This window comes from Rahnella sp. ATs2 (assembly GCF_051851855.1).
Classification (GTDB): Bacteria; Pseudomonadota; Gammaproteobacteria; order Enterobacterales; family Enterobacteriaceae; genus Rahnella; species Rahnella variigena.
On record NZ_JBLYPL010000014.1, the window covers coordinates 68918 to 93206 of the forward strand.

Sequence of the window (24289 nt, forward strand, 5' to 3'; positions counted from 1 at the left end):
CGCGGTTCCTTCATTTCGGGATTGCAGCCTTGGGTCTGCAACCTCTCATTCAGCAAGATTTCTGAATCGCCCGCACGATCTTAAATTCAAAGACAGATTGTTTTCATCTTTTAGAAAGGTTGATTGGCGCGCTCAAAAATGGCACCGAATGAATGGTTCGAGACCCAAGGCTCGAGCCGAGCGGAGCGAGACAACGTCACGAAGTGACGGCCCGAAGGGCGAGGCCGTAGGCCGAGTACACCTGAAATTCGGGGATCGCGCAGCGATGACATTTTGCGCCACTCACCAATGCACCAGAACATGTCCGTCATACCCGCGACAGCGCGCAGTGAAAAAAGCGCGGAGTCCAGAGGCCCGCGCGTTACCGGGTCTCTGGTCGGTGTGGGCCGACGCCCACGGTGTTGACCTTGAATTTGAATTTGAATTTGAAGTGGAATTTAAAAGCCGCCCCTTCGCCACGGCTCTGGCAAAAAAAAGCTTTGTTACAACGCTGGGCAGGAAATGTTCTGTGATGTAGCACGGGAGGAATTGACGCACATCGGCGCAAATGATAATTGTTATCATGTAAATTCATACCGTCAGGCAGGTTGTAATGGCACCGAATACAAAGTCCGCAGCAGCAGCGTCCTGCTGCATCGTCGGCGGCGGTCCCGCAGGATTAATGCTGGGATATCTTCTGGCACGTAAGGGAATTGACGTCACCGTGCTGGAAAAACACAGCGACTTTTTGCGTGATTTTCGTGGCGACACCATCCATCCTTCAACGCTCGACATCATCTGGCAACTGGGATTTCTTGATGAATTCCTCGCCCTGCCGCATCAGCGTGCGGAAAAGCTGTACGGCGAAATCAATGGCAAAGAAACCACGCTGGCAGATTTCAGCCATTTACCCACGCAGTGCAAATTCATCGCGTTTATGCCGCAGTGGGATTTCCTTAATTTCATCGCCAGCAAGGCCGCACAACTGCCGAACTTTCATCTGATCCACAACGCGCAGGTGCTGTCGTTGCGGGAAGATAAATGTCAGGTTTCCGGTGTTCTTGCAGAAGTGAACGGCGAAACGCAGCATTTCGACGCTGATTTAGTAGTGGGTTGTGATGGCCGTAATTCCATCGTACGTGAACAGGCCGGGATGGAAATCCGCCGTTATGGTGCACCGCGTGACGTGCTGTGGCTGAAAATCAACAAGCGCCCAGACGATCCGCAGTGGTCGATGGGACATCGTGGCCCGAAGAAAAACTTCATCATGATCGACCGCGGCGATTACTGGCAGTGCGGTTATTCGATCCCGAAAGACAGCCTGGATGGACTCAAAGCACAAGGCATCGCGCCTTTTCTCGACCTGCTGGCGGAAGTGTCACCATTTGAGCGCCCGCGCTTAGCCGACGATATTCTCAGCTGGGACGACGTGCGCCTGCTGGTGATCCGCATCGACCGCCTGAAAGAGTGGTCAAAACCGGGGCTATTGTGCATCGGCGACGCAGCTCATGCGATGTCACCGATTGGCGGCGTCGGGGTGAATCTGGCGATTCAGGATGCGGTTGCGACGGCGAATATCATTACGGAACCGCTGAAAGCCGGACGTCTTACGCTGCGGCATTTGAAGCGCATCCAGCGCCGCCGGACGTTCCCGACGTGGGCGACGCAGGCGTTACAGATTATGATCAGTAAAGCAGGACAGAAACAAAGGAAGCGCGCCCCATCACGGCTGGAAATGTGGCTGCGCGGGCGGAAATTTATACCATTCCTTTTTGGACGCCTCATCGGAGTCGGGTTTTATCGGGAAATCCCGAAGCTTTGATTTTTCAGGCAAACCTATTGATGTGCACGGTCAACTCCCTCCCCGCCTCCCCCTTCGCAGGGGGAGGCGCCGTACCGGATCCTCTTCTGAACAGGCATCACAAATTTAAATATCCCCCCGCCTTTCATCACCCATAATTGATGAGCGTCATTACGCCCGTACCGTTATTTCGGCAAAGTTCCCGCCTTTCACTTGGATCCACATTTAATCTCGGGGAATACAATCATGCTGGAATTACTGATCGGACTGGTGGTCGCCGTGTTTGTCGGGCGCTATATCATCAAAGGCTATTCGCCCACCGGCGTCCTGATGGTCGGTGGTTTGTTGCTGCTGATTATCAGCGCAATCATGGGTCACAGTATCCTGCCGGAAGGCACTAAAAGTACCGGCTGGAACGCGACGGATATCGTCGAGTACGTCAAAATTCTGCTGATGAGCCGTGGTGGCGATCTCGGCATGATGATCATGATGCTGTGTGGTTTCGCGGCCTATATGACCCATATCGGCGCCAATGATGTGGTGGTTAAGCTGGCGTCGCGTCCGTTACAGATGATCAACTCGCCGTACATTCTGATGGTTGCGGCTTATATTCTGGCGTGCCTGATGTCACTGGCGGTGTCTTCGGCGACCGGTCTGGGCGTGTTGCTGATGGCTACCCTGTTCCCGATTATGGTTAACGTCGGCATCAGTCGCGGTGCGGCGGCGGCGATTTGTGCTTCCCCTGCGGCGATTATTCTTTCTCCGACTTCAGGTGATGTCGTGCTGGCAGCGCAGGCCGCGAATATGCCGCTGGTGGATTTCGCCTTTAAAGTCACCCTGCCGATTTCCATAGCAGCCATTGTGGCAATGGCGATCGCGCACTTCTTCTGGCAACGCTATCTGGATAAACGCGATACCACCGCGCAGGTAGATGCCGTTGATTCCAATGCAGACGATGTGGTCGAAACGAATGCCCCCGCTTTCTACGCCATTTTGCCTTTCACGCCGATTATCGGTGTGCTGATTTTCGACGGTAAATGGGGCCCGAATCTGCATATCATCACCATCCTGGTGATTTGTATGTTGCTGACCGCCATCATTGAAACGCTGCGTAACCGAAACGGCAAAGCCGTCTTCGCCGGTCTGGACGTCGCTTATCGCGGCATGGCGGATGCCTTCGCCAACGTGGTGATGCTGCTGGTCGCGGCCGGCGTATTCGCGCAAGGACTGAGCACCGTCGGATTCATCAGCAGCCTGATCGGACTGGCGCAAAACTTTGGTTCAGGCAGCATTGTGATGATGCTGGTTCTGGTGGTGATCACCGTGCTTGCCGCCATGACAACCGGTTCCGGTAATGCCTCGTTCTATGCGTTCGTCGAACTCATCCCAAAACTGGCGGCAAAAATGGGCATCAACCCGGAATACCTGGTCATCCCGATGTTGCAGGCGTCTAACCTCGGCCGCACTATTTCACCGGTTTCCGGCGTCGTGGTAGCCGTGGCCGGCATGGCAAAAATCTCGCCTTTCGAAGTGGTTAAACGTACCTCCGTTCCCGTGCTGGTCGGTCTGATCGTGGTGATCGTCGCCACCGAAATTCTGGTGCCGGTGCATTAAACCTCCCCGATTTTAATACCTGAAACATTCAGGCTGTATCAAGGCGGCAACTGAGTAAGTCCCCGGGAGCATACAAAAGTATGTGACCGGGGCGAGTGAAGACAGCCAACGCAGAAACGGCATGAAGGATTAAGGTATTGATCACATAAATACGATAACGAGAATGCCTCTCACAGGTTAAGCTACTGCGCCTTGAAGGTCGGGGAACTCTCCCCGTGCTGATTTGATGGCGAAACCAGCGTGAGAAAAGCTTTTATGTCGAATAATCCGGGCTATAAACGTATTGGCGGGTGGTTACTGGCCCCGATGGCGTATCTGATTGTGACGCTGCTGAGCGTCGTATTAATGCTATTTTTGTTTTCAATGGCATTATTTGTGCCGGAATCGCGTGAATACTTATTCACCAACTCGCAGGCATTTACCCTGCAATGGTATTTCTCCGTGGTGACCACGCTGGCGATGGGGGCATTTACCGTCGCGGTATTGTGGCAATTCTGTAAGCGCGCAAGAGCCTTACCGAAAATGTATATTATCTGGTTATTATGTACGGTGCTTCTGGCGGTAAAAGCCTTTGCATTCTCGCCAGTTACTGATGATTTGGCCGTGCGTAACTTATTGTTACCTTTATTGGCCGCCGCCGTCTTTGTGCCTTATTTCAAGCGCTCATTGCGGGTAAAAGAAACCTTCACGGAATAACCCTGAGGTTTTTAATGTTTATTATGTCCGGGCAATTGTCATGACCTCTTATTTATTACTTTTTGTCGGCACTGTGCTGGTAAATAACTTCGTACTGGTTAAGTTTCTTGGCCTGTGCCCATTTATGGGCGTTTCCAAGAAACTGGAATCCGCTATTGGTATGGGGCTGGCGACCACGTTCGTCATCACCCTGTCGAATATCTGCTCGTGGATCGTCAACACTTTCATACTGATGCCGCTGGGACTGGTGTATCTGCGCACCATGGCCTTTATTCTGGTGATCGCAGTTGTGGTGCAGTTCACCGAAATGGTGGTGCGTAAAACCAGTCCGTCACTGTATCGCCTGCTGGGTATCTTCCTGCCGCTGATTACTACCAACTGCGCCGTGCTCGGCGTGGCACTGCTGAACATCAACCAGCAGTTCAACTTTATGCAGTCCGCGCTGTACGGATTTGCCGCATCGCTCGGTTTCTCGCTGGTGATGGTGCTGTTCGCCGCCATTCGTGAACGTCTGGTGGTGGCTGACGTCCCTGCTCCGTTCAAAGGTTCTTCGATTGCGCTGGTCACGGCTGGCCTGATGTCATTAGCCTTTATGGGCTTCACAGGTCTGGTGAAATTCTAATGTTTGAATTATGGGAAGCGATTGGCGCGCTGACCGCTCTGGCGCTGGTTTTTGGCCTGCTTCTGGGCTACGCCTCGCGTCGTTTTGCGGTCGAAGGCAATCCGGTTGTCGATCAGATCGATGAGATCCTGCCACAAAGCCAGTGCGCGCAATGTGGATATCCCGGCTGTAAGCCTTACGCTGAAGCGGTTGCCAATGGCGACAGCATCAATAAATGTGTGCCGGGCGGCGAAGCGGTGATGCTCAAACTGGCGACCCTGCTTAACGTCGAACCGCAGCCAATGGGCGAAGACGCCGCTGCGGCAGTACCAGTACGCAAAGTCGCCTACATCGACGAGAGCAACTGTATCGGCTGCACCAAATGCATTCAGGCTTGTCCGGTTGATGCCATTGTCGGTGCCACCCGCGCCGTGCATACCGTGATTACCGATTTATGCACCGGCTGTGACCTGTGCGTCGCACCGTGCCCGACGGACTGCATCGAAATGCTGCCAATAAAAACCACCACCGCAAACTGGAAATGGGATTTACAGTCCATTCCGGTTCAGGTCATCCATGCGGAGTAACATGTTTAATCTGTTTGCCGCGCTCAAAAAAGACAAAGTCTGGGACTTCGACGGCGGTATTCATCCGCCGGAAATGAAGACTCAGTCGAGCCACGTTCCGCTGCGCAACGTGCCGCTGCCTGAGCGCTTTATCATTCCTCTTCAGCAACACCTTGGCCCTGAAGGCGAGCTATGCGTGAAAGCTGGCGACCGCGTATTAAAAGGTCAGCCGCTGACCACAGGTCGTGGCCGCACCGTGCCGGTTCATGCGCCGACATCCGGCGTAATCACCGCGATCGAGCCGCATATCACCGCGCACCCTTCCGGCCTGAAAGAACTGTGTGTGCTGATTGAAGCCGACGGCCAGGACACCTGGTGCGAGCGTGAATTCATTGCCGATTATCGCCAGCTTTCTGCCGATGAACTGAATCAGCGCATCAGTCAGGCCGGTATCGCCGGACTGGGCGGCGCAGGTTTCCCGACCGCCAGCAAACTGGCAGGCGGCCTGACGTCTACCCGCACGCTGATTCTCAATGCTGCCGAATGTGAGCCGTACATCACCGCCGATGACCGCCTGATGCAGGAACACGCAGCGGAAATCCTCGAAGGCACGCGTATTCTGTGCCACATGCTGCAACCGGAACGCGTGCTGATCGGTATCGAAGACAACAAACCGGAAGCTATTGCCGCCTTTAAACACGCTATCAAAGCCGAACAGGCCGAAGGTGTGCGCATTGAACTGCGGGTAATCCCGACCAAATACCCTTCCGGTGGTGCCAAACAGCTGACCAAAATCCTGACCGGCCTTGAAGTGCCGAAAGGCCATCACTCGTCGTCCATCGGCGTGCTGATGCAAAACGTCGGCACCGTATTTGCTATCAAACGCGCGATTATCGATGGCGAACCACTGATAGAACGCGTGGTCACGCTGACCGGCGAAGCGATGGCAAAACCCGGCAACGTCTGGGCGCGTCTGGGCACACCGATTGAACATCTGATGCGTGAAGGCGCATTGCAGCCGCAGGGCGACAAAAAGATGGTGATTATGGGCGGTCCGCTGATGGGCTTTACCCTGCCATCGCTCAATGTCCCGGTGGTCAAAATTTCCAACTGTCTGCTGGCACCGTCTCAATCCGAACTGGGTGAGCCGGAACCGGAAGAAGCCTGTATCCGCTGCAGCCTTTGCGCCGAATCCTGTCCGGCTGGTTTACTGCCGCAACAGCTTTACTGGTTCAGCAAAGGCGAAGAACACGAGAAAGCGCGTAAGCATAATCTTTTCGACTGTATCGAATGCGGTGCCTGTGCGTACGTCTGCCCGAGCAATATTCCGCTGGTGCAGTATTACCGTCAGGAAAAGGCCGAAATCCGCGCCATCGATGCAGAGACTGCCCGCGCCACCGAAGCCAAGGCACGCTTTGAAGCCAAACAGGCGCGCATGGAACGCGAGAAGTTAGCGCGTGAAGAGAAACACCAGAAAGCGGCAGTGAAACTGGACGAAACACCGGCAACAGAAGCGCCATCTGCTGAAACAGCGGCACAGCAGCCTGCCGAAGCCGATCCGCGTAAAGCGGCGCTTGCTGCGGCTATTGCTCGTGCGAAAGCGAAAAAAGCCGCCGCTGAGCAGGAAATCCCGGTGGCTTCTGAGCCGGTGCCTGAGACTCCGCCTTCTGCGGAAGACGACCGCAAAGCCGCCGTGGCTGCGGCTATCGCACGTGTGAAAGCGAAAAAAGCCGGAAACAGCGGCGTTGTGGTCGAAGCGAAAGAAAGCGAACTGGCCGTTGCCCCGCAGGCGCCGGCAGAGGATGACCGCAAAGCCGCTGTCGCCGCAGCCATTGCCCGTGTGAAAGCCAAAAAGGCCGCTGCGGCACAACCTGCAAATGGCGAAGAAAACGTGACAGCGTCACCTGCCGAGCCGTCCGCAGACGATAAACGCAAAGCCGCTGTCGCCGCGGCCATTGCCCGTGCTAAAGCCAAAAAAGCTGCTGCACTGAGTGAAGCGCAGGACGCTGAACCGGAAGAAAAAGAAACATCACAACAAGAAAGCGATCCACGCAAAGCCGCTGTGGCTGCTGCGATCGCACGAGTTAAGGCCCGTAAAGCCGCTCAGACAATGTCGAACGAGGAATAAATGGCCTTCAGGATCGCAAGTTCACCTTTTACGCATAACCGCCAGAACACCAGCACCATCATGATGATGGTAATTCTGGCGTGTATTCCCGGCCTGATCGCTCAGGTCTGGTTTTTTGGCTACGGCACGCTGGTTCAGCTGACGCTGGCTATCGTGATTGCCCTGCTGGCGGAAGGCGCGGTTTTACAGCTGCGCAAACAGCCGGTAAAAAAACGTCTGGGCGATAACAGCGCCCTGCTGACTGCGGTTTTGCTGGGCGTCAGCCTGCCGCCGCTGGGTCCGTGGTGGATGGTGGTTCTCGGCACGATTTTCGCCATCATCATTGCCAAACAGCTTTATGGCGGTCTGGGTCAGAATCCGTTTAACCCGGCCATGGTAGGTTACGTTGTTTTGCTGATTTCGTTCCCGGTGCAGATGACCACCTGGCTACCGCCGGATGTTTTACAGCATCATCACGTCGGATTCACCGACACGCTGCTGACCATTTTCACAGGGCATAACAGTCAGGATCTGACCGCGTATCAGCTGAATATGAACGTTGATGGCGTCACGCAGGCGACACCGCTGGATGCGTTTAAAACCGGTCTGCGTTCCGGTCATACCGCCGATCAGATCCTCGGAACCCCGCTGTTCAGCGGCACGCTGGCCGGTCTGGGCTGGCAGTGGATTAACCTCGGCTTCCTGGCCGGTGGCCTGTTCCTGATGTGGCGCAAAATCATCAGCTGGCACATTCCGGTTGCCATGCTGGGTATGCTGGCCTTCTGCGCGGGTATCGCGTGGGGTCTGGCACCAGAAAGCTATTCCTCGCCGCTGGTGGGGCTGTTCTCCGGTGCGACCATGCTGGGCGCGTTCTTTATCGCGACCGACCCGGTTACGGCATCTACCACGCCGAAAGGCCGCCTGATTTTTGGTGCGCTGATTGGTTTGCTGGTATGGCTTATCCGCAGTTACGGCGGTTATCCGGATGGCATCGCTTTTGCGGTTTTACTGGCGAATATCACCGTGCCATTGATTGATCACTACACACAACCACGTGTTTACGGGCATCGCTGAGGAAGAATTATGTTAGCTACAATGCGACGCCACGGCCTGATCCTGGCTTTTTTTGGCGCACTGATGACCGGCATGACGGCGCTGGTCAATCTGATGACCAAACCGACGATTGAACATCAGGCGCTGTTACAGCAAAAATCCCTGTTTGATCAGGTGATCCCGGCCAGCGTCTACGATAACGACATGCAGAATGAATGTTACAACGTCACCGATGAATCACTCGGCACCGCCACCCCGCACCGCATGTATCTGGCGCGCAAAAATGGTCAGCCGGTGGCGGCTGTGGTAGAAACCACCGCGCCTGACGGCTATTCCGGTGCGATTCAGTTACTGGTTGCCGCTGATTTTCATGGCAAAGTCTACGGTTCCCGCGTGCTGGAACAGCATGAAACGCCGGGACTGGGTGACAAAATCGAAGTGCGCATTTCCGACTGGATCAAGCATTTTGCCAATCAGACCATTAACGGTCCGACCGACGAACGCTGGGCGGTGAAGAAAGATGGCGGTATGTTTGATCAGTTCACGGGTGCGACGATCACACCGCGCGCCGTTGTGCGTTCAGTAAAACGCACTGCATTATTTATCGGGACGGTACCGTCTCAGCTTTCCCACCTCACCCCTTGTGGAGCCCGTGATGAGTGAAGCCAAAAAGATAATCGTTCAGGGTCTGTGGACCAATAACTCCTCGCTGGTTCAGCTGCTGGGACTTTGTCCGCTGCTGGCCGTGACGTCCACCGCCACCAACGCCCTGGGTTTAGGTCTGGCGACCACGCTGGTGCTTACCTGTACCAACGCCATGATTTCCGCGTTTCGCAAGTGGATCCCGGATGAAATCCGCATCCCGATTTACGTGCTGATCATTGCCTCGGTGGTGAGTACCGTGCAGATGCTGATCAATGCATACGCGTTCGGTCTGTATCAGGCGCTGGGGATCTTTATTCCGCTTATCGTCACCAACTGTATTGTGGTCGGACGCGCCGAAGCCTGCGCGGCCAGCAGCCCTGTCCATCTGGCAGCCCTCGACGGTGCCATGACGGGTCTGGGCGCGACCTGTGCGATGTTTGTGCTTGGTTCGATGCGTGAAATTCTCGGCAGTGGCGTGTTGTTCAACGGCGCAGATCTGCTGCTCGGCAGCTGGGCGAAAGTGCTGCGCGTGGAAGTGCTGCATCTGGACAACCCGTTCCTGTTGGCGATGCTGCCGCCGGGCGCGTTTATCGGCCTCGGCCTGCTGCTGGCCGCCAAATACCTGATTGATCAGCGCATGAAAGCGCGCAAAGCCGTGCAACATGTCGCGGCTGAAGAAAGTCTGCCAAAGGGAAGTGTTCATGAATAAGGAAAAGCGCATCGAAATTCTCAGCCGTTTGCGGGATAACAACCCGCATCCGACCACTGAACTGGTGTACACCACCCCGTTCGAGCTGCTGATTTCGGTTCTGCTTTCCGCGCAAGCCACGGATGTCAGCGTAAATAAGGCGACGGCAAAGTTATATCCGGTCGCCAACACCCCTGCATCCGTTCTGGCGCTTGGCGTGGACGGCGTGAAGGAATACATCAAGACCATCGGCCTGTTTAATGCTAAAGCCGAAAACGTGATCAAAACCTGTCGTATCCTGCTGGAAAAGCACAACGGCGAAGTGCCTGAAGATCGCGCTGCTCTGGAAGCCCTGCCGGGCGTAGGCCGTAAAACCGCCAACGTGGTACTGAACACCGCTTTTGGCTGGCCGACCATCGCCGTCGATACGCACATTTTCCGCGTCTGCAACCGGACGAAGTTCGCGCCGGGGAAAACTGTCGATGACGTCGAAGAGAAATTACTGAAAGTGGTGCCCGCCGAGTTCAAACTCGACTGCCATCACTGGCTGATCCTGCATGGTCGCTACACCTGTATTGCGCGCAAGCCGCGGTGCGGGAGTTGTCTGATTGAAGATTTGTGTGAGAGTAAAGAGAAGGTTTATGCGGAGTGAAAGGGCTTCCCTTTGAATCCCTTTAAATGGCTTTAAAAGCTTTAAATAGAATTGAGTAAATTTCGGTTTCTCAATAACGGTTATCACACGGCCTTTCGTGCCGAAACCGACCAGAGGGGAAAGGCTTTTCCCCTCTGAACTCCCCTCGCTTTTTCAAACATGTGATCCGCGCGCTGGCTATGTTTCAGCAACCACAGCGACAGGCTGGAAATCTTGCCGCTGCGCGGTACCTTCGTTTCGGGATTGCAGCCTATGGTCTGCAACCTCTCATTCAGCAAGATTTCTGAATCGCCCGCAGGATCTTAAATTCAAAAAGCAGAAGGAATTTATCTTTTAAAAATATGGATTGGCAACTCGGTCTGCTCCCTCCCCTGCGAAGGGGAGGGTTGGGGTGGGGTATTAAATAAAAATCAAAGAGTTAAAGTTTGCTTTGACTGCTATTTTATCTGCTAAACCCCCTCCCGACCTTCCCCTTCGCAGGGGGAGGAGAAAGTCAAAATCAAATAAATGATTTCGCCTGCTTCAGCACCACATCACACGCTTTGGTTTTTACTTTCTCTTTCACCTGCGTCAGGCCGCTGCCGAGATTGTTCAGATCCACACTCTGATCTTTACCGGTTTTCAGTAAACCGCCCAGCCCTTGCTGATAATCCTGACTTTCTGCGCCGGAAGCACTCTGGATCCCCAGTTTGTTCAGCAACTGGTCTTTCACGTTTTCAGTGCTGGCTTTGGAAAGCACATTATTTTTCACGCAGTATTGCAACACACCCGCCGCGTTGGATGCGCTGGTCGAGGTCAGGGCGCTGTCGCCGCCGCTGAGCAGGGATGTCAGCGAAGAGGTGGTACCCGTTGAACCGGTTTTGCTGGTGCCATTCAGTCCGTCGCTGGCAGCCTGCTGCAGTTGTCCCAGAAGATTATTTGAGGCCTGTGCGCCTGCAGAAAGTAAAATTCCCGCAGAGGCCATCGCCAGAACAACCGCTTTCAAAGTTTTCATGTCTTACTCCATCCATTTCACATAAGTATTGCCGCAAAGCTTGGGCTTAAAGTTTCATGACATCAATAGGAATACCGGAGAGAAACGGCCGGAAATGTTTATTTCGCGGGCTTCTGCATTTGCTGCTGCGCCAGCCAGACACCCGCTGCGGTGAAGAAATGCTGCGCCAGCGGCGTAGCTCTTCCCCCTTCGGCGACCACCAGCGCGGCGTGACGGCTCATCGGGGTGATATCCAGCGGACAACGCTTCAGCGCAGGATGCATTTCATCAATCAGATGCCCGCGCGGTACCAGCGCGCAGCCGATACCGACAAAAACGCCCTGCATCAGCTGGAAAATAGAGGTACTTTCCAGCGTCGGATGCAATTCCAGCCCGGACTGGCGGAAGAAATTATCCAGATAACGCCGGAAATAACGGCTCGGTTCAGACAGACATAACGGCAATGCAACCGCCTGTTCGGCAGTCATCAGTTCAATGTCCTGCAACTGCGGAAAATGGTCCGGGTGATACACCACGTCAACACCGCCATCGTCGAGCGGCACCAGCTGGAAACGCAGCTCATTTAGCGTCGAGAACTCAAAGAAACCGATCCCCACATCTACCGAATGACTGCTCAGCGCTTCAATCAGCTGATCGGCGCTGACTTCCGAAACACGGTAATCTAGCCCCGGATGCGCTTCGCTGACGGCTTTGATCAGTTGCGCCAGTGACACGCTGCATTGCGGCATGACGCCGATACGCAAGGTGCCGCTCATGCCCTGTTTCAGCGATTCAACTTCCAGTTTCAGGCCTTCATAGACGGCGACGATTTCACGCGCCCAGCTGAGGACGCGCAGCCCTTCAGCGGTAAACCCCTCAAAGTTATTACCGCGATTGATCAGATTCAGGTCGAGTTCTTTTTCGAGGTTCTTGAGACGCATCGACAGCGTCGGCTGGCTGACAAAGCTGGCTTCCGCCGCCCTGCCAAAATGCCGTTCACGCTCGAGGTTACAGAGATAGATAAGTTGTTTGATATCCAATTGAGTGTCTGATTCAGCCGGTAGTTTTGCCTTATTGAGTGTTGCCTATTATAAGCCAAAGTCATGGGTATGACGCAGCGGATTAAAACCGGCTAAGGCATCCTGACGCTGTTTACGGGCACGGCGGGCCAGAGCATATGCCGGATCGCCATTGAAACCGTGGAATCCGCCCGGATAGATGCTGAATTCTACCGGCACGCCAGCGCGGATTAACCGGCGGGCATACTCAATATTCTCATCCAGGAATAAATCAATCGAACCGACACCCATCCAGACCGGAGGTAATCCGCCGAGATCTTCCGCGCGGGCAGCGGCTGCGTAGCAGGAAATTTCAGGCAAACCCGCCTCATGCCCGAGATACGCGCGCCAGCCGAAACGGTTGTCCTGACGCGTCCACGAAAACTCGCCGGTGACCGGATTGGGGTTGGGATCGGTGACGGTACGGTCGTCGAGCATCGGGTACATCAGGTTCTGAAACGCCAGCTTTGGGCCACCACGGTCGCGGGTGAGCAAAGCCAGCGACGCTGCCAGACCGGCACCGGCGCTGTCGCCCATGACGCCGATATGCGAAGGGTCAATGCCAAGTTCATCTGCCTGTGCGGTCATCCAGACCAGCGCGGCATAGCAGTCTTCCAGCGGACCGGGGAAAGGCGTTTCCGGCGCGAGCCGGTAATCTACCGAGACAATCACACAATCCTGCTGCGCCGCCGTCGGGCGCGTCAGTGGCATCGACTGTTCCGGACTGCCGAGCACATAGCCGCCACCGTGAATATGCAGGATGCCCATCCGCCCTTTCCGTTGATGCTGCGGCGAAATCACCACCACACGCACTGCGGGCGAATCTTCACCTGCTGAAATGTGATGTTGAGTCACCGTCACCGGCAATCCGTCATCATGTAACAGACTTTCCAGTGCCGCCGCCTGACGCTGCTCACGCATGGCGGGTAAATCGGAGGCTTCAAGCACGCGATCCGGCATATCTGCCAGCAACGGGCGCAGCTCGGGGTCAACAAGATGGGCAGTTTTCATTGCGGGAACCCTGTGAGAAATGATTTATCCCGTTATTTATAACGCCATCCGCCGGTTTTAAAAAGTCTGAATCGTTATGGCTTATACCTGATTAGGTTCAGTATTTACTGTTGATCAGAATACAAAAAAGGGGCCGAAGCCCCTTCCGTCATTTAGCAGAGTGCGATTATTTATTGCTTTGTTTGGTCGCAAAACCTTTGTTCAGTTTGCGCCAGTACACCAGCCAGGTAATCAGCGCACAAACCACGTAAAACACCAGGAAGACTTTCATCGCGCCAGCCGGTGAACCGGTCATCGCCAGTGAAGTACCGAACGCTTTAGGAATAAAGAACCCGCCAATCGCGCCGATTGAAGAGATAAAACCGAGCGCCGCAGCAGTATCCGTCACCGCTTCACGCAATGCTTCATCATCACTAGCACCGCGTGCTTTAGCCTGATCGGTAGTCAGTTTACGGAAGATCACCGCAATCATCTGGTAGGTGGAACCACTGCCCAGACCGGCCGTCAGGAACAGCACCATGAATACCGCGAAGAACGCCGGGAAGTTACCGCCCACGCCGCCAACCGGCAGGGTCAGGAACAGCAGACCTGCAAAAATCGCCATCACAATGTAGTTCACCAGCGTCACGCGGATACCGCCGAGACGGTCAGACAACATGCCGCCCGCAGAACGCGCCAGCGCACCGAAGAACGGGCCGAAGAAAGCGAATTGCAGAATGTTTACTTCAGGGAACTGAGTTTTAGTCAGCATGGCAAAACCGGCAGAGAAACCGATAAAAGAGCCGAACGTAGCCAGATACAACACGCTCATGATCCACAGGTGGCCGCGCTTGAGCACCGGCAACTGCTGGCGGATTGACGCTTTAGATGACGCCAGATCATTCATGCCGAACCATGCTGCAATCGTACCGATCAGCAGGAAAGGCACCCAGATCCACGCCGCATTTTGCAGCCACATGTCTGAACCGTTCGCCAGCGTTTGTTTGTCACTGAACGCCGCGAAAACGCCAAGGGAAATCACCAGCGGCGCAACCAGTTGCATCACGCTCACGCCCAGATTACCCAGACCGCCATTAATACCCAGTGCGCCGCCCTGCTTCGCTTTAGGGAAGAAGAAGCTGATGTTGGACATGCTCGAGGCGAAGTTTGCACCACCGAAGCCGCACAACAGCGCGATGATCAGGAAGACGTTATAAGAGGTGCTGGTATCCTGTACCGCAAAGCCCAGCCATGCACATGGCAGGATCAGGAAAACGGTGCTGATTGCTGTCCAGCGACGACCGCCAAACAGCGGGATCATAAAGGAGTAAGGTACGCGCAGCAGTGCGCCGGAAACTGACGGGATCGCTGTCAGCATGAACAGCTGATCTGTGGTGAAGTTAAAACCGACTTTGTTCAGATTGACAGAAACCAGGCTGAACAGCATCCAGACACAGAAACCCAGCAGCAAACAGGGAACAGAAATCCACAAATTTCGGCTGGCCACTTTATGCCCGGTCTTTTCCCAAAATTCCGGATCTTCCGGACGCCAGTCCTGCAAAAGGCGGGACGGTTTTTCCGCCGGTGAAGCTGATGTATGTGACATGTTTACCTCGGGTGGCAACGCATTGTTGTTGTAATGATTAAGTTATGTCGCACACACTAGGTAGAGCCCCGCCTCCCGATGTTGATACAAATCAACGCAACAGCAGGTGGATCATGGCCAGAAAATGACCACAAATCCTTTATGAGTATTCGGCGAGTTTCCAATAAACTGCTAATATTCATAAAGTTGGTAAAGAGTTCCCTGCCCCATTTTTACCGGCAAGACCCACATGGAAATAAAGGAGTAATCATAAAGAGGTATAGGGAAACGCCCTGTGATCATAAAAAATGCCCACTCCGTACAGGACTGTGGCGATCCACACTTTAACTATCCAGATAAATTCCAGGAATTCGATTCATGCTTAAACGTGTTCTGCCTTCTCTTTCGCTGGTCAGCCAGACAACATTACTGATGTTGCTGCTCGGCCTGCTGGGTATTGGCGGAATGAGTATGGCAGCGTGGATGGCGGGTAGTATCGAAGGCAACGCCCACGCGATTAATAAAGCCGGCTCGCTGCGTATGCAAAGCTACCGGTTGTTGTCCGAAGTGCCGCTCGAAGGGAAAAACACCGCGTATATTCGCCAGATTGAAGCCGACCAGAACAGTGTCGATTTGCTGCAGGCGGTAGAGCGCGAAAACCTGCAACCGCAGTTCCAGGCACTGCGCAATTACTGGCAAACAACGCTGCGGGATCAGATTCTGACCGCGAAGCATCCGCAGGACGTCTCGGCCAATATCGCGGTCTTCGTGGGGCAGCTTGATGTGCTGGTCGCCGAACTGGAACATAAAACTGAATACCACTTACAGCAGATTTCGCTTATCCAGCGCGGTCTGGTCGCTGTAACGCTTCTGCTGCTGGCGCTGACCATCTGGTTTCTGCGCCGTCATTTGCTGGCCCCGTGGAGAAGTCTGCTCTCGCAGGCCAGTGCCATCACCGCCGGTGATTTCAGCCATCGTTATCAGCGCAAACGGGTTGCCAATGGTGATGCACATAATGAAATGGATATTCTCGGCGACTCGCTGAACAGCATGTCCCTGGCACTGGCGGAGTTGGTCGATAATCTGGCGCAGCGTGTGGCGGAGAAAACCGCTGATTTACAGCAGAAAAATCAGATGCTGGATTATCTGTATCGCGTGAGCCGTCAGCTTCACACCAGCGAGCCGCTCGAAGCGCGAATGGAACCGGTGCTGAAAGAATTGCAGTCGCTGACTCCGCTGAGTGGCGTGCAACTGCGGCAATACGAAAATAACAGCGCCGAAGTGTTCAACGAATTCAGCAATGCTTCACCACGTCAGCCTGTCAGTCCGAAAGTCGGGGAACATGCAAATGACGGTGGCGAGTCTTTGAGCTGGAGTCTGCGTGATGAGCGTGAAAATTACGGCGTGTTACTGGCGCAACTGCCGCCGGGCAAGAATCTGAATGATGCACATCAGCAGCTGATAAGTACCTTGCTTGAGCAACTGACCAGCACGCTGATGCTGGCGCGTCAGGCCGAACATCAGCAACAGCTGATGCTGATGGAAGAACGTTCGGCAATTGCCCGCGAGCTGCATGATTCGCTGGCGCAGTCGCTTTCCTGCCTGAAAATTCAGGTCGCCTGTCTGCAAATGCACGCCGCTGCTTTCAGCGAAGAAGATCAGAATGTGCTGCAACAAATGCGCGATGAACTGAGTACGGCTTATCGTCAGTTGCGTGAATTGCTGACCACGTTCCGCCTGACGCTCAATACTCCCGGCCTGCGGGCTGCACTGCAACATACGGTCGATGAATTCTCACGCCGCATGGGACTGACGATAGATTTTGATTACCAGATCCCGCCGCGTTCCGTGCCGGCCAATCAGGGCATTCACCTGCTGCATATCGCCCGTGAAGCGCTGAACAATGCCTATAAGCACGCTAACGCCACGCAGGTTTCGCTTTCACTGCATTGCGTCGACGGTGAAATCACGCTGCGCATTTGCGATAACGGCGAAGGTATTTCGCCGAATGTTGAACGACAAAATCATTATGGTCTGATCATCATGCAGGATCGCGCCAGCACTTTACACGGTAAATGTCGGGTTGCCCGACGCCCGGACGGCGGCACAGAAGTGACAGTCCGTTTTCGTCCGGAAGCACTGCCCATTAATCCCCAGGAGCAAGTATGAACGACATGACCCCTTCCACTATTTTGCTGATTGACGATCATCCGATGCTGCGCAACGGCGTCAAACAGCTGATTGCGCTGGATACCAGCCTGAAGGTGATTGGCGAAGCCAGCAACGGCGAACAGGGAGTGGAACTGGCGAAACAGCTCGATCCCGACCTGATCTTGCTTGATCTGAACATGCCGGGCATGAACGGTCTTGATACGCTCGACAGTATGCGCCAGACCTCGCTTTCCGGCCGTATTGTGGTGTTCAGCGTGTCCAATCATGAAGATGACGTGGTGACAGCACTTAAACGCGGCGCAGACGGCTATTTACTCAAAGATATGGAGCCGGAGGATTTGCTGACGGCGTTGCACAACGCCGCCGCCGGAAAAATGGTACTGAGTGAAGCCCTGACGCCAGTGCTGGCTGCCAGCCTGCGGGAAAGCCGTCCGAGCGGCGACCGCGATATCCAGTCTCTGACGCCGCGCGAGCGCGACATCATCAAACTGATCGCAGAAGGTTTACCGAATAAGATGATCGCCCGCCGTCTGAATATCACCGAAAGTACGGTGAAAGTTCACGTCAAACATCTGCTGAAAAAAATGAAGCTAAAATCCCGCGTCGAAGCCGCAGTGTGGGTATTGCAGAGTAATGTGCTTTGACAGTCGTTAGCCTTTAAAACCCCCTCCCAACCTCCCCCTTCGCGCAGGGGGAGGAGCAAAAGCAATTCGCCTTTCTGCCTTAGCTAAAAATTCAGCCCCGCATCGTCACCGTACTGCGGTTGTGCGGTCAGCGGCGGGGAGACATTGAGCGTAATCCAGTTAGATGTCACTTTCTGGGATTTGCTGTCTTCAACCGTGACGGAAAGCCGGTAACTGTTGGTCGCACCCGGCGAGTTATCCCACGGCGGCACAATCACACTCCAGCCATCAGGGTTACGGTTATTCGCCGGTGGCGTCAGGCTCAGTGCCTGCGTGTCACCCTGCCAGCTCAGCGCCACAATAGAATTCATCGCACGTAATTGCAGTTTGAGCGGCACTGTTTCGCCCGGCTGTAATGACCACGGCGGCGTGGCTAAAAACACCGATAACGTTTTTCGCTGCTTAAATTCCATCACCGGCATGTTATTGCGATCGACCATATCCATCCGGCTGCCGCGCAGCGATCGCGCTGCCGCCACATTCTGCGATGACAACTGCTGAGCCAGCGGCACGCCCAGCCGGTAGTTCAGCGTCAGTTTAACCAGATCCTGATTATCGCCATCCTGGCCCGCCTGATGCTCCGCCATCACCGTCACCAGCGGAACCGGCGTGTAATTGAGTCCGAACGACACCGCCGACGGATTGCTCTGGCGCGTTCCGTTACCAAATAAATCGACCTGATCGCCAAAATACTGTTCGTAACTGAGCGACGCACCCAGCTGGCGATAAAACGGCAAATACCCTTTGGTGGAGATGTCATAACCGCGAGCCTGACGGCGCAACTGCGTCGACGTACTGCTGTCGGCTTTCCAGGAGGACAACGGCTGATAATAGTTGGTCGAGAATCGCAGATAGTCTGTCCAGGCTTCAGCACCCAGACTGCCCCGCGTCAGCTGACGGTCAAAATCATTGTCGATAAACGCGTTGTAGCCCAGCATCCACGGGCCGGTATTGATGCGCTGCCCTAAACCGAAGTTACCGACCGTGGCGTCAGCCGCGTTTTGCAGACCGATCTGACTGTAGACCAGATTGTTTTCAGAATTGTATAACGGGCTGAAAAGCTGACCGGAGCTGCCATCAAGATTATGACCGGTCACATCCAGCGTGGTACTGACCGTGCCCAGCGGCGAAAGCAAGCTGCTGGTTTCTTTCTGCACCAGTTTGGCGGCCTGAGTCAGCGCCAGCGTTTCGGCCTGTATGCGCAGCGGATCGTCGCTGTCAGTGGTGGTGGTTCCCAGTTCTTTCAGGGTGGTTGCCAGCTGTTTTTCAGTGGCACTCGGGCCGGTATCATTCTTAATGTACTGGCTGCCCAGACTCGGCAGAACATTAGTCTGCGGCGCAGTGCCGGTATTAAACGTTGAATGATTATCGCTGGCCGGCAGGAAACCGGTAAGTTTATAGCTGAGGCCGCCGTATTCGGCAGGGTCTGCCGTCAGCGCACTGGCGCTTACAGCATAGAGAGCAGTTCCCCCTGCGAGAATGGCAGGGACCGCGCAACGCTTCAATAAATCAGAAAAAAAATCTGTGACGTTTGTCATGCCTTACACATTTTGCAGGTAATATTCGATCTTACCTCACGAGCAGCATAATTCAACCTTCATGCCACAAAAGGTCACACAACCCTTCTCCTTAAGTGAAATCATTTGAATTCATTTCCTTGATGAATACATGGATGATTTGTCATCAGATCACAAAATCTCATCTAAAATTACATCGAAATAATCAATTCACACACATTTCATAACATTTTTAACACACTAACCATTTATCTTTACAGTCTGTTTTCATTTATCCTTAGCAGGTTAACGATTTCTGATGCCACCCGACTGCTTTAGCAGAGCGTATCTCAAATCATAATGGCGTTTTTCCGTGGAAGTTTTATCCGCCGGTAACAGGCAGGACCAACGCCATTTATAGCCAGTTGTTGCAACACATAGCCCTTCTAAAAAACAGGGAACATAAATGAGCAAAAAAACATTGCCCGGTGTGACACGCCGGCAGATTCTCTCGTTCACGGCAGCCTCAGCGGTATTGGGCGCAGCCAAAGCCGCAAACGCAGTCACGCTCAAAGGTACGCCCGTGTGGAGCCCCTTCGATGCGAGTCCGCCACCGCAAATTGACATCGATGGCTGGGCGTTCTTCACCGACGCTGAAGCCGCCGCAATGGAAGCCATCGTTGACCGGCTGGTGCCTGCCGATAATCTGAGTGTGGGCGGCAAAGATGCCGGTTGCGCGGTGTTTATCGACCGCCAGCTGGCTGGTTTCTACGGCACTTACGCCCGCCTTTATATGGAAGGGCCTTTCCAGGAAGGCACGCCGGAGCAAGGCGATCAGTCTCCGCTGGTTCCCCAGCAACGCTACCGTCTTGGCCTGGCCGCACTGGATAAATATACCCAGTCTCAGCACCAGAAATTGTTCAAAGACCTGCCCGGTGACCAGCAGGACCAAATCCTGTCCGGTCTGGAAAAGGGAAAAATAGCCCTCGATGGGATCGATTCCAAACTGTTCTTCGCCATTGCGCTGAAAAACACCATGGAAGGATTCTTTGCCGATCCGATTTATGGCGGTAACCGCAATATGGTGTCGTGGAAAATGCTGGGCTTCCCTGGCGCACGCTACGACTACCGCGAATATGTCGGCAAACATAACCAGAAACTCGATCTGGAACCGCTGAGTATTTCGGGCGGCGACGCATGGAAAATGAAAAGCTAAGGGCAGAACAACATTATGGCAAAGAAATTACCTAAAACTGATGTGGTGGTGATCGGGCTCGGCTGGGCCGGTTCAATCATCGCCAATGAATTATGCGACGAAGGCCTCAACGTAGTGGCGATTGAGCGTGGCCCGTGGCGCGATACCGCCCGTGATTTCAACGTAGCCACCGTCACCGATGAATTGCGCTACAACAGCCGTCAGGAACTGATGCTGCGCACCCGCCAGAATACCATCACTATCCGCAACAATCCGGCGCAAACTGCCCTGCCAATGCGCGAATGGGGTTCTTTCCACCCCGGTAACGGCACCGGCGGCGCAGGCAACCACTGGGCGGGGATCACCTTCCGTTTCCAGCCGGATGAATTCCGTCTTAAAAGCCATCTGACCGAACGTTACGGCGCTAACGCTATCCCGGAAGAACTGGTGTTGCAGGACTGGGGCACCGACTGGGATGAAATGGAACCGCATTACGCGTCTTTCGAACGCCTTGCCGGGGTTTCCGGGAAAGCCAGCAATGTGAAAGGCGAACATCATGATGGCGGTAACCCGTATGAAGGGATGCGCTCGATTGAATATCCGACCCGTCCGATGGATCAGCCTTATGGTCCGACGCTGTTTGCTGAAGCCGCGCGCAACATGGGATACAAAGCGTTCCCTGTACCCTCTTCGCTGATTTCCGAGCCTTACACCAACCCGCTCGGCGTGAAAATGGGGCCGTGTACTTACTGCGGTTTCTGCACTAACTACGGCTGCGCAAACTACTCGAAAGCCAGCGCCATCACCACCGTGTTACCGGCGCTGATCCACAAAGAGAATTTCGAAGCCCGCACCAACTGTGAAGTGATGCAGGTGCTGACCGATTCCACCGGCAAACGCGCCACCGGCGTGGTTTACATCGATTCTTCCGGCGACGAGTGGGAACAGCCAGCAGATCTGGTGATTGTCAGCGCATTCACCTTTGAAAACGTGCGTCTGATGCTGCTTTCCGGTATCGGCAAACCGTACGATCCGGTGACGTTAAGCGGCACCACGGGTCGTAATTATGCTTATCAGACCGCCAACGGCGTGCAGCTGTTCTTTGATGACAAAAACTTCAACCCGTTCATCGGCGCAGGCGCGGTCGGTATGGGCATTGATGATTTTAACAATGACAACTTTGACCACAGCGGTCTGGGTTTCTTCGGCGGCGGCAGTATTCGCGTGACGCCAATCGGTGGCGCGCCAATCGGTTACCGCCCTGTTCCGCCTGGAACGCCGAAATGGGGCAGCGAGTGGAAAAAAGCCACGGTCGCTAACTACCTCAGTTCTATGTCTATCGGTTGTGAGGCCAGCAGTTACACCACTAAAACCAACTATCTGTCGCTCGATCCAAACTATAAGGATCGTCTGGGTCGTCCGCTGCTGCGTGTGACCTTCGACTTCCCGGAAAATGACCTGAAGATGGCCGCGTATTGCACCGGTAAAGTCGCTGAAATCGCCAAGGCAATGAACCCGCGCCAGCTGGTTGCTAACCCGATGAAAGGCCACTGGAACGGTACACCGTATCAGTCTTCACACGTGGTCGGCGGTTTTGTGATGGGCGCGGATCCTTCCACCAGTTCCGTCAACAAACACCTGCAAGTCTGGGATGTACCTAACCTGTTTGTGGTCGGCGCTTCCGCCTTCCCGCAAAACCCGGGTTACAACCCGACCGGCACCGTTGGCGCGCTGGCGTTTAAAGCTGCCCATGCCATCCGTAACTTCTATCTGAAAAAACCGGGAGAGATGATCGCATGAAGAAATTAACGTCATTCTCACTCGGATTACTGGCACTGAGCGTTACCGGTCTGGCACATGCCGCGGGTGACGGCTCTTTCGATCAGGTAGAACGCGGGCGTTATCTGGCCACCGTGGGTGACTGCGCGGCCTGTCATACGGCCTCAACGCCGGATGCCAAACCTTTCGCCGGTGGCGTGCCGATTGAAACGCCGTTTGGCCGTCTGGTCGGCGCAAACATCACGCCGGATCCGGAAACGGGTATCGGTAAATGGAGCTTCGACGACTTCCAGCGCGCGATGTCCGAAGGCATCGGCCACGGCGGAAAACGTCTGTATGGCGCGATGCCGTTCACGGCGTACACCAAAGTCACCCGTGACGATAACGCCGCCATCTGGGCTTATCTGCAAACCCTGCAACCGGTGCATCACGAAGTCGAAACCAACCAGCTGCCGTTCCCGTTCAACGTCCGTACCAGTCTGATGGGCTGGAACTGGCTGAACTTCAACAAAGGCGAATTCAAACCGCAGATGGATAAGTCTGCTGAATGGAATCGCGGCGCCTATATTGTTGAAGGCCTGGGACACTGCGGAACCTGCCACACGCCGAAAAATATGATCGGCGGCGATAAAGACAGCGAGTTCCTGCAGGGCGCCGTGGTGGAAAACTGGGTTGCTCCGGACATCACCACCAATAAACACACCGGTATCGGCAACTGGACGCAGGAAGATCTGATGCAGTATCTGAAGACCGGTTCTAACCGCTTCGATATGGCATCAGGCCCGATGGCTGAAGAAGTAACGAATTCTTCACAGCACTGGACGGATGCGGATCTCAAAGCCGTGGCGGTTTATCTGAAAGACAGTGGTCACGACAGCGGGAATAAAGCCCCTGCGCCGGTGAAAGCGGAAGATAACGCCATGATGGCCGGGAAGCACATCTATGCTGACCGTTGTTCTGCGTGCCATACGCCGGACGGCAAAGGTCAGGATGGACTGTTCCCGCGTCTGGCTGATTCCGCTCTGATTAATCAGACCAATGCCACATCGCTTATCCGCGTAGTGCTGACGGGAAGCCGTCCGGTCGCAACGGACAGCAAACCAACGGCGCCGTCTATGCCTTCGTTTGATGCCAACATGAGTGACGCCGATGTGGCAAACGTGCTGACGTATATCCGTAACAGCTGGGGAAATGCCGCTGCGCCGGTGTCAGCCTCAGACGTGAAAGACCTGCGTGCAGAGCTGAAGAAATAAGCAGGAAACTGCGCATTCAGCATGACCTGAAAATGAGAAAGGCCGCGCAAGCGGCCTTTCTTTTTACAAGCATCACGGATAAATCAGTGCCGGGAAGGCATCTGCATAATCTGTACTAACAGATGATCGTTATTCTGACTTAATTGCACCAGATGTTTGCATTCCACTTTAATCGCAGTGAGCTGTTCTTCGGTCAGTGAGTACGGCAGGTTAATATCAATGCTGTACATATTTTGCTGCTCTGCCAGTTCAATCAGCCGGACGATATTGGTTTCATCGCTGACCTGCGTGGATACCACCTGTAAAGCCAGTGCGCGTAAGGCTTCCTGCCGGGAATTTTCTTTTTTAGAGCGGGATTTCAGTACCATGCCGAAGAACGGCATCACACCGTAAATCGCGTCAACAAAGCTCCATTTCTTTTTGCAGGATGCGGACAAATACTCCATATAGTCAAAGGTCGCTTTTTGACTGCGCGCATCAGGTACCAGGCGGTTTTCATTCATCCCCTATTCCTCTTCCTGGTCAGGGTCAATCAATTAGGTAAATCAATCTGTAACGATGAAGATATTCACCTATATAATGGCATAATTCACCGATACTTTGCCAGTCGGTTCGGGTGCTTAAGTTTGAGCAATTATTGCCTGATCAGACAAAATTTATCATTTCAGAATTTATCGAAAGTATTTCGCGTATATGGAATTTA

At 54.2% G+C, this 24289-nt stretch carries 21 protein-coding genes and 1 other RNA gene; 16 read left to right on the plus strand and 6 right to left on the minus strand.

All coding sequences use genetic code 11. The features are described 5' to 3' along the window. Positions 1-156 precede the first annotated feature (156 nt). The 11 genes from ACJY2G_RS16070 (at position 157) to nth (ending at position 10402) form a co-directional block, all read left to right on the plus strand. A non-coding RNA gene (locus tag ACJY2G_RS16070) (RtT sRNA) lies at positions 157-238 on the plus strand. Between the two features lie 354 nt (positions 239-592). Further along, positions 593-1801: an FAD-dependent oxidoreductase gene (locus ACJY2G_RS16075; protein ID WP_430320539.1), complete on the plus strand. Its 1209-nt coding sequence runs from the start codon at positions 593-595 to the stop codon at positions 1799-1801. 225 nt (positions 1802-2026) lie between these two features. Then, complete coding sequence (gene dcuC, locus ACJY2G_RS16080; RefSeq protein ID WP_112291512.1) at positions 2027-3394, plus strand: anaerobic C4-dicarboxylate transporter DcuC; 1368 nt, start codon at positions 2027-2029, stop codon at positions 3392-3394. Between the two features lie 255 nt (positions 3395-3649). After that, on the plus strand, positions 3650-4090 hold the full coding sequence (locus ACJY2G_RS16085) for a DUF2569 domain-containing protein (RefSeq protein ID WP_112291513.1): 441 nt from the start codon (positions 3650-3652) through the stop codon (positions 4088-4090). Positions 4091-4130: 40 nt separating this feature from the next. Beyond that, a complete protein-coding gene (gene rsxA, locus ACJY2G_RS16090; protein ID WP_095922116.1) occupies positions 4131-4712 on the plus strand; it encodes an electron transport complex subunit RsxA in 582 nt (193 codons plus the stop codon). Next, positions 4712-5278 carry an electron transport complex subunit RsxB gene (gene rsxB, locus ACJY2G_RS16095; RefSeq protein WP_120163995.1) on the plus strand — a complete coding sequence of 189 codons (567 nt, stop codon included), beginning with the start codon at positions 4712-4714 and terminating at the stop codon, positions 5276-5278. The genes rsxA and rsxB overlap by 1 nt, the downstream gene beginning before the upstream one ends. Before the next feature lies 1 nt (position 5279). Further along, positions 5280-7385: an electron transport complex subunit RsxC gene (gene rsxC / locus ACJY2G_RS16100; protein WP_430320540.1), complete on the plus strand. Its 2106-nt coding sequence runs from the start codon at positions 5280-5282 to the stop codon at positions 7383-7385. Next, a complete protein-coding gene (gene rsxD / locus ACJY2G_RS16105; protein WP_112291518.1) occupies positions 7386-8438 on the plus strand; it encodes an electron transport complex subunit RsxD in 1053 nt (350 codons plus the stop codon). 9 nt (positions 8439-8447) lie between these two features. Beyond that, entirely contained in the window at positions 8448-9080 is a 633-nt protein-coding gene (gene rsxG / locus ACJY2G_RS16110) for an electron transport complex subunit RsxG (protein ID WP_120163993.1), read from the plus strand. After that, the gene (locus tag ACJY2G_RS16115) at positions 9073-9771 is read left to right on the plus strand and encodes an electron transport complex subunit E (protein WP_112291522.1); all 699 of its coding nucleotides are present in this window, start codon (positions 9073-9075) and stop codon (positions 9769-9771) included. The genes rsxG and ACJY2G_RS16115 overlap by 8 nt, the downstream gene beginning before the upstream one ends. Beyond that, complete coding sequence (nth, locus tag ACJY2G_RS16120; RefSeq protein ID WP_120163992.1) at positions 9764-10402, plus strand: endonuclease III; 639 nt, start codon at positions 9764-9766, stop codon at positions 10400-10402. The genes ACJY2G_RS16115 and nth overlap by 8 nt, the downstream gene beginning before the upstream one ends. Positions 10403-10901: 499 nt before the next feature. Here the strand turns inward: nth and ACJY2G_RS16125 are convergent, their stop codons facing one another. The 4 genes from ACJY2G_RS16125 to ACJY2G_RS16140 all read right to left on the minus strand — a co-directional run bounded on the left by ACJY2G_RS16125 (position 10902) and on the right by ACJY2G_RS16140 (position 15029). Then, positions 10902-11396: a DUF2501 domain-containing protein gene (locus ACJY2G_RS16125; RefSeq protein WP_430320541.1), complete on the minus strand. Its 495-nt coding sequence runs from the start codon at positions 11394-11396 to the stop codon at positions 10902-10904. 98 nt (positions 11397-11494) lie between these two features. Then, complete coding sequence (locus ACJY2G_RS16130; RefSeq protein WP_430320542.1) at positions 11495-12415, minus strand: LysR family transcriptional regulator; 921 nt, start codon at positions 12413-12415, stop codon at positions 11495-11497. A gap of 48 nt (positions 12416-12463) precedes the next feature. Next, a complete protein-coding gene (locus tag ACJY2G_RS16135; RefSeq protein WP_430320543.1) occupies positions 12464-13444 on the minus strand; it encodes an alpha/beta hydrolase in 981 nt (326 codons plus the stop codon). Between the two features lie 166 nt (positions 13445-13610). Then, positions 13611-15029, minus strand: coding sequence for a NarK family nitrate/nitrite MFS transporter (locus tag ACJY2G_RS16140; protein WP_120162884.1), 1419 nt, complete (start codon positions 15027-15029; stop codon positions 13611-13613). A gap of 357 nt (positions 15030-15386) precedes the next feature. On the opposite strand from ACJY2G_RS16140, the gene narX reads away from it, so the two are divergent. Then, a complete protein-coding gene (gene narX, locus ACJY2G_RS16145; RefSeq protein ID WP_120162883.1) occupies positions 15387-17177 on the plus strand; it encodes a nitrate/nitrite two-component system sensor histidine kinase NarX in 1791 nt (596 codons plus the stop codon). Then, on the plus strand, positions 17174-17824 hold the full coding sequence (narL, locus tag ACJY2G_RS16150) for a two-component system response regulator NarL (RefSeq protein WP_112290142.1): 651 nt from the start codon (positions 17174-17176) through the stop codon (positions 17822-17824). Before narX ends, narL begins: the two co-directional genes overlap by 4 nt. Positions 17825-17907: 83 nt before the next feature. Here narL and ACJY2G_RS16155 read toward each other — a convergent pair whose 3' ends face one another. Continuing rightward, the gene (locus ACJY2G_RS16155) at positions 17908-19401 is read right to left on the minus strand and encodes a YchO/YchP family invasin (RefSeq protein WP_430320544.1); all 1494 of its coding nucleotides are present in this window, start codon (positions 19399-19401) and stop codon (positions 17908-17910) included. 424 nt (positions 19402-19825) lie between these two features. Between ACJY2G_RS16155 and ACJY2G_RS16160 the strand changes: the two genes are divergently transcribed. Genes ACJY2G_RS16160 through ACJY2G_RS16170 form a run of 3 tightly spaced genes read left to right on the plus strand, consistent with a single transcriptional unit; the run spans position 19826 to position 23586 of the window. Then, complete coding sequence (locus ACJY2G_RS16160) at positions 19826-20575, plus strand: gluconate 2-dehydrogenase subunit 3 family protein (RefSeq protein ID WP_439291925.1); 750 nt, start codon at positions 19826-19828, stop codon at positions 20573-20575. A 15-nt stretch (positions 20576-20590) separates the two neighbouring features. After that, on the plus strand, positions 20591-22354 hold the full coding sequence (locus ACJY2G_RS16165) for a GMC family oxidoreductase (RefSeq protein ID WP_439291926.1): 1764 nt from the start codon (positions 20591-20593) through the stop codon (positions 22352-22354). After that, complete coding sequence (locus ACJY2G_RS16170) at positions 22351-23586, plus strand: c-type cytochrome (protein WP_439291927.1); 1236 nt, start codon at positions 22351-22353, stop codon at positions 23584-23586. The genes ACJY2G_RS16165 and ACJY2G_RS16170 overlap by 4 nt, the downstream gene beginning before the upstream one ends. An 83-nt stretch (positions 23587-23669) precedes the next feature. Here ACJY2G_RS16170 and ACJY2G_RS16175 read toward each other — a convergent pair whose 3' ends face one another. Beyond that, positions 23670-24089, minus strand: a complete 420-nt coding sequence (locus ACJY2G_RS16175) for a hypothetical protein (RefSeq protein WP_112290134.1) — start codon at positions 24087-24089, stop codon at positions 23670-23672. Between the last annotated feature and the right edge of the window lie 200 nt (positions 24090-24289).